Here is an 8,990-nt window from a genome sequence, read left to right as displayed (position 1 = left end):
CCCGCAAAGCGTCGTCGATCGTTTGTGGCAGGCCCATGACAGCAACGTATTCAACCGACAGGTCATCAGTCGACTGATTGACCAGTTGCCATCGTTGGGTGAGGAAGAAGACGCACAGAAACTGCGCGACTGGAACGCGCGCCTGCAGGCGACATCGCCCATTGGCAACGATCAGGCCTTCGGCAACATGCTGACCGGCCGTCTGCTCAAGTGGCTTGAGGCGCGTCAACCGGATGCCGAACAGGCCGAGGCGATCACCCGTCATCTGGCGGCCAATAATGGCGGTCCGCAGTTCGGCATTTTCCTGCTCGATCTGGACAATGACATCGCCAGGTTGCAGGTCACCCTGGACAGCTTGCTCGAAGGTCACAGCAAGGCCTTCAAGGTCGTGGTGTTCACCAGCGGTGAGCCGCTGGCCGCAACGACTGCACAAAACATCCTGCACTTTGTGCGGGTCACACCGGGCAACTTCGTCGACAAGCTGAACCAGAGCGTCCGTCAGTCGCCGTGCGACTGGCTGCTGCTGGCTGAAGCGGGCGACGAGTTCACCGCAGGCGGCCTGTTGCGCGCCGGACTGGAGCTAGCCTCTGCCGACGGGTGTCGTGCGGTCGCGACCGACGAAATCCAGCGCACCGCCGATGGCGCACTGGTGGATGTATTCCGTCCCGGGCTCAATCTCGATCTGCTGCAAAGCCTGCCGTCGCTCATGGCGCGGCATTGGCTGATCCGCCGTGACGTGCTGATCGAGGCCGGTGGTTATCAGACCGATTTCAGCAAGGCGCTGGAATTCGATCTGCTGCTGCGCATCATCGAGCAGGGTGGCCTGGAAGGTTTGGCCCACCTCGACGAACCGCTGCTGATTGCCGGCGCTTCGGTAATGGAAGAGAACGCCGATGAGCGTCAGGCGCTGCTGCGTCATCTGGGCAACCGTGGCTACAAGGCGAAAATCACCTCGTTCAAACCGGGCACGTACCAGATCGACTATCGCCACGTCGAACAGCCTCTGGTGTCGATCATCGTGCCGGCCATCGATGATCTTCCTGCATTGCGACGTTGCCTCGACGGCATCTTGTTGCGCACTCGCTATACCCGCTATGAAGTGCTGATCGCAGCAGGTTCCAATCTGTCCGCCGATGTCAACGACTGGCTGGGCACATTGCAAGGCACCAGGGTACGTGTGCTGCATGCCGGATCGCCACTCAGTGCCGTGGCACTGAGCAACGCCGCCAGCCAGCAGGCACAAGGTGAATACCTGGTGCTGATGGCTGCAGACAGTGAAGTGGTCAATCCGAACTGGATAGAGTCGCTGCTCAATCATGCCCAGCGTCCGGAGGTCGGCGTGGTCGGTGCGAAACTGGTCGGCCGCGATGGCAAGGTCACCCAGGCCGGTCTGATTCTCGGTCTGAACGGCGGTATAGAGGCTGCCTTCATCGGTGAGAAGCACGATGCTGACGGCTACATGCAGCGTCTGACCGTGGATCAGAACTACTCGGCAGTGTCGGGCGTTTGCCTGATGATCGGCAAACAATTGTTCGATGCGCTGGGTGGTCTGGACGAAGCGCAATTTGCCGACGGCTTCAGCGACGTCGATCTGTGTCTCAAGGTCGGGCAGGCTGGCTATCTCATCGTATGGACGCCGTCGGTGCAGGTGCTGCATACCGGCGAACTGCCGCAAGCACCCCTGGCCCTGCAGGTTTTGCGGGAGAAATGGGGTGGCGCCTTTGCGCAGGATCCGGCGTACAACGCGAACCTGGCCCTCACCGGCAAAGGTTTTACGCTAGCTGAAAATGCTTCGATCGACTGGTCGCAGTTACTCGCTTGAGTCCGTCGGACAAAGAACAGGAATCAGTACATGGTCAACGGTAAATCGGTCTTCATTCCAGCCAGCACGCACTGCGCCGCCATGGCCAGCTCGCGCGACGGGGTGATGGCGTATTTCTGCAAGCCGAATGCCGATCTGTACGCGGAGCTTTCGACATGATTCCCTACGGTAGACAGAACGTCGATGAGGCGGATATCGAAGCAGTGGTAGCGGTGCTGCAATCGGACGGGGTAACCCAAGGGGCGGTTATCGAAAACTTCGAACGCGCAGATATCGATGCGGTGGTGGCGGTGCTGCAGTCGGACTGGTTGACGCAGGGGCCGACCATCGAACGCTTCGAGCAGGCCATGGCCGAACGCTGTCAGGCCGACTTCGCCGTGGCGGTGTGCAACGCCACGGCCGCGCTGCACATTGCCTGCCTGGCTGCGGGACTGGGGCCAGGCGATTACTTGTGGACGACGCCGAACACTTTTCTGGCTTCGGCCAATTGCGGGCGTTACTGCGGTGCCGACATCGACTTCGTAGATATCGACCCGCTGACCTGGAACCTCGACGCTGAGGTGCTGGCCAGCAAACTCGAACTCGCCGAGCGTGACGGCTTGCTGCCAAAGGTATTGGTCGCAGTGGCTTTTGCCGGACAAAGCTGCGACATGCGGCGCATCGCGCAACTGGCGCAGCGTTATGGCTTTACGGTGATCGAGGATGCTTCCCACGCGGTCGGTGCCTCCTACGCGGGGCGCCCGGTGGGTTGCAGTGAGTTTGCCGCGATGACCGTGTTCAGTTTCCACCCGGTGAAAATCATCACCAGCGCCGAAGGCGGAATGGTGCTGACCAATCGAGCGGACCTGGCCGAGCGCTTGCAACGCCTGCGCTGCCATGGCATGACCCGTGATCCGGCGCAGATGATCGGGCCGACCCACGGCCCGTGGTATTACCAGCAGGTGGAACTCGGCTTCAATTACCGGATTACCGACCTGCAAGCAGCGTTGGGCCTGTCCCAGATGAGCCGGCTGGACGATTTCGTCAGTCGCCGTCGCGAACTGGCGGCGCGGTACGAGCGGTTGCTGGCGTACCTGCCGGTGACGTTACCCAGCGCGCAGGCGGAAGCGGATTCGGCCTGGCATCTGTACGTGATCCGCCTGCAGACCGAACGCATCAGCCGCAGCCATCGCGAGGTCTTCGAAGGTCTGCGCGCGGTGGGTATCGGTGTGAACCTGCACTACATTCCAGTGCACCTGCAGCCGTATTATCGCGACCTCGGATTCGCCGAAGGAGACTTTCCCGAGGCGGAGCGTTATTACGCAGAAGCGATCAGCCTGCCGATGTTTCCGCTGTTGAGCGATGAACAACAGGATCATGTGGTCGAGCAACTGCGCCGGTTGACTGAATAAGTCGCCCTGGCGACGGATGAGAATTTGATGCGTGATCTGAGTGAGCAAGAAAAATTCTGGCAAGGCGAGTTTGGCAATGAGTATGTGGATCGCAACATCGGCGCGCCGCTGGTAGCGGCCAATCTGGCGCTGTTTGCCAAGGCTCTGGCGCGGGCCGGCCGAATTGCCAGCCTGGTGGAACTGGGCACCAACGTCGGTAACAATCTACGGGCGCTGAACCAATTGTTGCCACGTTGCGAGTTGTTCGGTGTCGAGATCAATGCCAGTGCCTGTGCCCAGGCCCGGGCACTGGGAATCGCACAGGTCTGGCACGGATCGCTGTTCGATTTTGCGCCCGAGCGCCGTTACGACCTGGCGTTGAGCAAAGGCGTGCTGATCCACCTAGCGCCGGAGCTGCTACCGGACGCCTATGCGCAACTGTATGAGTTGAGCCGGCGCTATATTCTGATCGCCGAGTATTACAACCCGACACCGCTGCAAGTGTCTTATCGCGGCAATAGCGACAAGTTGTTCAAGCGCGATTTTGCCGGCGAAATGCTTGACCGGTATCCTGACCTGCACCTGCTGGATTACGGATTCGGCTATCACCGTGATCCACAATTTCCGGTGGATGACATCACCTGGTTTCTGTTGGAAAAACGCCCTTGAGTCACGTTGCAATTATCCCGGCCCGCGGTGCCAGCAAGCGAATCCCGCGCAAGAATCTGAAGCCGTTCGACGGTGTGCCGATGATTGCCCGTTCGATCCGCACTGCGTTGGAGTCGGGTCTGTTCGCGCAAGTGGTGGTGAGCACCGACGACGAAGAAGTCGCGCAGGTGGCGCGCGAGCATGGTGCGCAGGTGCCGTTCCTGCGTCCTGCGGCGCTCGCCGATGACTTCACCGGCACCGCGGCGGTGATCGTGCACGCCTTGCAACAGTTGCCGGCCTTCGAGTACGCCTGCTGCATTTACGCCACAGCACCGTTGTTGCAGGCAACGTATTTGCGCCAGGGACTCGAGTTGCTGGAGCAGCACCCTGACAAGTCCTATGCGTTTTCGGTGTGCAATTTCGGCTTTCCCGTGCAGCGTGCGCTGACCCTCGACGGGCAGGGTGCCCTGAGCGCCTTGTACCCGGAGTTTCGCAACACCCGTTCGCAGGATCTGCCCGAAGCCTTTCAGGATGCCGGTCAGTTCTATTGGGGGCGCAGCAAGGCATGGTTGCGCGGCGAGGTGTTGTATTCGCCGGCCAGCCTGCCGGTGATACTGCCGCGGCATCTGGTGCAGGACATCGATACCGTCGAAGACTGGAAACGCGCCGAGTACCTCTACGCCGCACTCAAGGCCGGCGGAGAATGTCAGTGAGGGTGCTGATCCGCGCCGACGCCTCGCCGACCATTGGCAGCGGCCATGTCGCTCGCTGCCTGCCACTGGCGCGGGTATTGCGTGCCCAGGGCAGTCATGTCGCTTTCGCCTGCCGGCGTTTGCCGGGGCACCGGATCGATGCGCTGCGAGCCGAAGGTTTCGAGACCTTTGCTCTGCCGGCGCACTACGCTGACGAGGATCCGCAACAGGCCATCGAATCAATGTTGCCCTGGCAGGCGGATATCGAGGCGCTTGAGCAACAGCTTCGGGGTCAGCCGGGCTTCGACTGGATCATCGCCGACCACTATGGCCTCGACCATCACTGGCAAACCGCCGCCCGGCGTTGGGCGCCAAGAATCGCAGCGGTGGACGATCTTGCCACCCGACACTACAGCGTCGATCTGCTGCTTAATCAGAATCTGTCCGGTCTCAGCGAAAACTATGCACCGCTGCTGCTTGCCGATTGCCGCACCTTGCTGGGGCCGCGCTACGCCATGCTGCGCGAAGAATTCGTTTGCCCGGCCATCGAGATCAAACCCAGAGCCCGACGGGTGCTGGTAAATTTCGGTGGTTTCGACGCGGCGATGCAGACCCATCACGCGATGCTCGCGCTCAAGGATTTCGCCGGGCTGGAAGTGGATTTCGTCGCCGGCGCAGACAACCCGGCGTGGACGCAAATGCAAACGCTGGCCGCCACTCGGCCGCACTGGCGCCTGCACAGTTTTGTCAGCGATTTCCAGCAACGCATGACCGGCGCCGACCTGTTCATCGGCGCCGGCGGCGGTACGAGTTGGGAGCGCGCGGCCCTGGGCCTGCCGACGATCTGCATCGCCGTATCGAACAATCAGCAGGCCAACGGCGAAGTCATGGCGGCGGCGGGCGCGCATGTGTTCATGGGCGCCCGCGAGCAGGTCAGTGTCGAGCAGTTGCGCGACGCCATCGGTTTTGTCGTCGACAATTTCTATCTGCGCCAGAGCCTGGCCGAGCGTTCGCGGCAACTGGTGGACGGGCGCGGTGCGTTGCGCGTGGCGGCGGCGCTGGCCGGTGCGGTGCTCAAGCTGCGCGTGGCGACTCTCGATGATGCGCAAATGCTGTTTGACGGGCGCAATGCCGAGGCTGTGCGGCGCTGGTCGCTGGACAGTGGCGCAATCGAGTGGCCGCAACACCTTAACTGGCTTAAGGAAAGCTTGCGCAATCCGCAGCGCTTGCTGCTGATCGCCGAGGCCGATGATGGCCCGGTTGGCGTGTTGCGTTATGACCTGCGCGGTTTTGAGGCCGAAGTGTCGCTGTATCTGCTGGAAGGACGATTCGGTCTGGGCTGGGGCAGGGCGCTGCTGGCGCGAGGTGAGGTGTTCGTCCGCGAGCATTGGCCGCAGATGAGCGCCATTACCGCTCAGGTCCTGCCGGGCAATCTTGCGTCTGTGAATGTGTTTCGTGACGCCGGATTCACCCAGAGTGCCTGCGCGTTCACCAAGGTTTTGAAGGATCACCCTGATGAGTAGTTTCAAGATTGGCGAACGTCTGATCGGCGCCGATGCGCCGCCGTTCATCATCGCCGAAATGAGCGGCAACCATAACCAGTCGCTGGAGCTGGCTCTGCAGATTGTCGAGGCCGCCGCCAAGGCTGGCGCGCACGCCTTGAAATTGCAGACGTACACCGCGCAGACCATGACCCTGGATCTGGCCGAGGGCGAGTTTTTCATCGAGGATCCGAACAGCCTGTGGGCTGGTACTTCGCTGTACGACCTGTATGAGAAGGCTCACACCCCGTGGGAGTGGCATGCGCCGATTTTCGCCCGGGCCAAAGAGCTGGGGATGCTCGCGTTCTCGACGCCGTTCGATGACACGGCGGTGGACTTTCTCGAAAGTCTCGACGTGCCGGCGTACAAGATCGCCAGTTTCGAAAACACCGATCTGCCGTTGATTCGTCGCGTAGCCGCGACCGGTAAGCCGCTGATCATCTCCACCGGCATGGCCAGCATCGCCGAACTCGACGAAACCGTGCGCGCCGCCCGTGAGGCGGGGTGCAAGGATCTGGTGCTGCTCAAATGCACCAGCACCTACCCGGCGACGCCGCTCAACAGCAATGTGCGCACGATCCCGCATCTGCGTGAGCTGTTCGGTTGCGAGGTCGGGCTGTCCGATCACTCCATGGGCGTTGGTGTGTCCGTGGCTGCTGTGGCACTCGGGGCGACCGTGGTGGAGAAACACTTCACCCTCGACCGTTCGGCAGGTGGGGTCGATGCCAGTTTCTCGCTGGAACCTGCGGAGCTGGCCAGTCTGGTGGTGGAGACCGAACGTGCCTGGCAGGCCATGGGCCAGGTGCATTACGGCGTCACCGAGTCCGAGCGCAAGTCGCTGGTTTATCGCCGTTCGCTGTATGTCACCGCCGACATGGCCGCCGGTGAGCCCTTTTCCGGGGACAATCTGCGCGCCATTCGCCCGGGTCTCGGTCTGCCGCCCAAGCACACGGATGCCGTCCTCGGTCGCCGCGCCCGTCAGGCGATCAAACGCGGCACGCCGCTGGACTGGTCGTTGGTCGAATAACCCGATCTGTAACCGATTCGGCAAAATAGCGTGACCTGCGAGTCATAACGCGCATCTTCACTGTATTGTATTGACCGGGGAGATGGCGCCTGGCCGTGTATCGGTTCCAGTGATAGCCCTTTGCGCTCCCCGTGGCTGCCCGTTGTGGCGGCCGTTTTCTGTTTGTCGGCGCCCCTCGAATCCTTGCGAGCGGTGGTTTTGGGCTGTTTTTTATTGGGAAGCCGTAATGATTGGCATAAAAAGCATTGCGAGCTACGTTCCTGTAGCCGGCGTGGACAATTACGCACAAGGTGCAAAATTCGAGAAGGATGAAGAATTCATCCTCGGTAAAATCGGTTCGGCCTTCCTGCCGCGCAAAGACGCTGAACAGGAAACCTCCGATCTGTGCGTGGAAGCGGCCAATGCGCTGTTTGCCAGCAACCCTGAACTGAAGCGTGAATCGATCGACGCACTGATCGTCGTCACCCAGAACGGTGACGAAGAAGGTCTGCCGCACACCGCTGCCATCGTGCAGGACAAACTCGGTCTGCCGACTAATGTCGCGGCGTTCGACATTTCCCTGGGCTGCTCCGGTTACGTCTACGGGATCTACGCGATCAAGGGCTTCATGGAAGCCGCCGGCCTGAAGAACGGCCTGCTGATTACCGCTGACCCGTATTCGAAAATCGTCGACCCGGAAGACCGTAACACCACCATGCTCTTCGGCGATGCCGCCACTGCCACCTGGATGGGCGAAGACCCGGCCTGGGCGCTGGGCAAGGCCAAGTTCGGCACCGACGGTTCCGGTGCGCCGCACTTGAAAGTCACCGATGGCGTGTTCTTCATGAACGGGCGTCAGGTGTTCAACTTTGCGCTGCTCAAAGTCCCGGCGCACTTGCATGAACTGCTCGACGATTCCGGTCTGAAGGCTGACGACATCGATGCATTCTGCATTCACCAGGGCAGTGCGGCGATTGTCGATGCCGTAGCCCGACGTTTTGAAGGCGAACCGGAAAAGTTCATCAAGGACATGGTCGAGACCGGTAACACCGTGTCGTCGAGCATTCCGCTGCTGCTGGAAAAACACGTGCTCGATTCCGACTGGCAGCGCATTGCGCTGAGCGGTTTCGGTGTCGGTCTGTCGTGGGGCTCGGCGATCATCTACCGTCCTTGAGTCCGGCCTAAAAACGGCGGATACAAAAATAGCGTTCAAGGTTACCCTTGAACGCTATTTTTTTGCCTGAATGGAGCGCTAGGCGGCATGAGCGATTTTTTCCAGAACAACGCCCTGGTCATCCAGCAACGCTGGCCGACATTGTTCGAGCGGTTGATGGCTGAAGACAGCTCACTCGTTCAGGCCGAGCTGGTGCAGGGGCTGGGTTCGACGCTTGCCGTGAACGGCGTGCAACTGACCAGTCGCCACGACCGGGTTCACGAAGCCCGCATTCAGGCCGCCAGCCTGCCGCAAAAGCCGCAGTTGCATGTCTACGGCACTGGCCTGGGCGACTTGCCAGTGGTGCTGCTGGAACGCGCTGACCTTGAACGGTTGTACGTGCATGTGCTCAATGGCGCGCTGTTTGCGCTGGTGCTGCAACTAATCGATCAGCGCCAATGGCTGGAAGACCCGCGCGTGCAGCTGTTCTACGCCGGTGATCTGTCAGACATCTGCACGCCGTTTTTCGCCTTGCCGGCCGAGATGCTGCTGGCCGATGACTTCAACGCCAAGATCCGTGATCGGCTGGTCAGCGAAGTGCACCTGAGTTTCAACAATCGCGAGTTCGACCCGCAGTCGCCATTCATTCAGCAACGCTTGCAGGACTGCATGCCGGTGCTGCTGGGCGATGATGATGTGGCGCAGTTGTTCGGCACGGCCCGTGGCCGGGAAATCTACGTGATTGGCACCGGGCCTAC

At 60.9% G+C, this 8,990-nt stretch carries 8 protein-coding genes and 1 pseudogene; all 9 read left to right on the top strand.

From position 1 onward, the window contains the following. A partial coding sequence (locus DBR18_RS29865) for a glycosyltransferase (RefSeq protein ID WP_256588920.1) occupies positions 1-1,822 on the top strand: 1,822 nt, incomplete at its 5' end. Positions 1,823-1,852: 30 nt separating this feature from the next. Beyond that, positions 1,853-1,981: a hypothetical protein gene (locus DBR18_RS29860; protein ID WP_256588919.1), complete on the top strand. Its 129-nt coding sequence runs from the start codon at positions 1,853-1,855 to the stop codon at positions 1,979-1,981. After that, entirely contained in the window at positions 1,978-3,213 is a 1,236-nt protein-coding gene (gene pseC, locus DBR18_RS24630) for a UDP-4-amino-4,6-dideoxy-N-acetyl-beta-L-altrosamine transaminase (RefSeq protein ID WP_108592266.1), read from the top strand. Before DBR18_RS29860 ends, pseC begins: the two co-directional genes overlap by 4 nt. Before the next feature lie 27 nt (positions 3,214-3,240). Next, positions 3,241-3,861, top strand: coding sequence for a pseudaminic acid biosynthesis-associated methylase (locus DBR18_RS24625; protein WP_108592265.1), 621 nt, complete (start codon positions 3,241-3,243; stop codon positions 3,859-3,861). After that, positions 3,858-4,553: a pseudaminic acid cytidylyltransferase gene (pseF, locus tag DBR18_RS24620; RefSeq protein ID WP_108592264.1), complete on the top strand. Its 696-nt coding sequence runs from the start codon at positions 3,858-3,860 to the stop codon at positions 4,551-4,553. The genes DBR18_RS24625 and pseF overlap by 4 nt, the downstream gene beginning before the upstream one ends. Then, on the top strand, positions 4,550-6,055 hold the full coding sequence (pseG, locus tag DBR18_RS24615; RefSeq protein WP_108592263.1) for a UDP-2,4-diacetamido-2,4,6-trideoxy-beta-L-altropyranose hydrolase: 1,506 nt from the start codon (positions 4,550-4,552) through the stop codon (positions 6,053-6,055). The genes pseF and pseG overlap by 4 nt, the downstream gene beginning before the upstream one ends. Next, complete coding sequence (pseI, locus tag DBR18_RS24610) at positions 6,048-7,100, top strand: pseudaminic acid synthase (RefSeq protein ID WP_108592262.1); 1,053 nt, start codon at positions 6,048-6,050, stop codon at positions 7,098-7,100. Before pseG ends, pseI begins: the two co-directional genes overlap by 8 nt. Positions 7,101-7,326: 226 nt before the next feature. Next, a complete protein-coding gene (locus DBR18_RS24605; RefSeq protein WP_027614228.1) occupies positions 7,327-8,253 on the top strand; it encodes a ketoacyl-ACP synthase III in 927 nt (308 codons plus the stop codon). An 87-nt stretch (positions 8,254-8,340) separates the two neighbouring features. Further along, a pseudogene (locus DBR18_RS29855) lies at positions 8,341-8,990 on the top strand (motility accessory factor Maf-2); the annotation flags it as partial.

The organism is Pseudomonas sp. HMWF021, from assembly GCF_003061005.1.
GTDB lineage: Bacteria > Pseudomonadota > Gammaproteobacteria > Pseudomonadales > Pseudomonadaceae > Aquipseudomonas.
The sequence above is the reverse complement of the archived record's forward strand: the minus strand, read 5'-3'. Positions and strand labels throughout refer to the sequence as shown.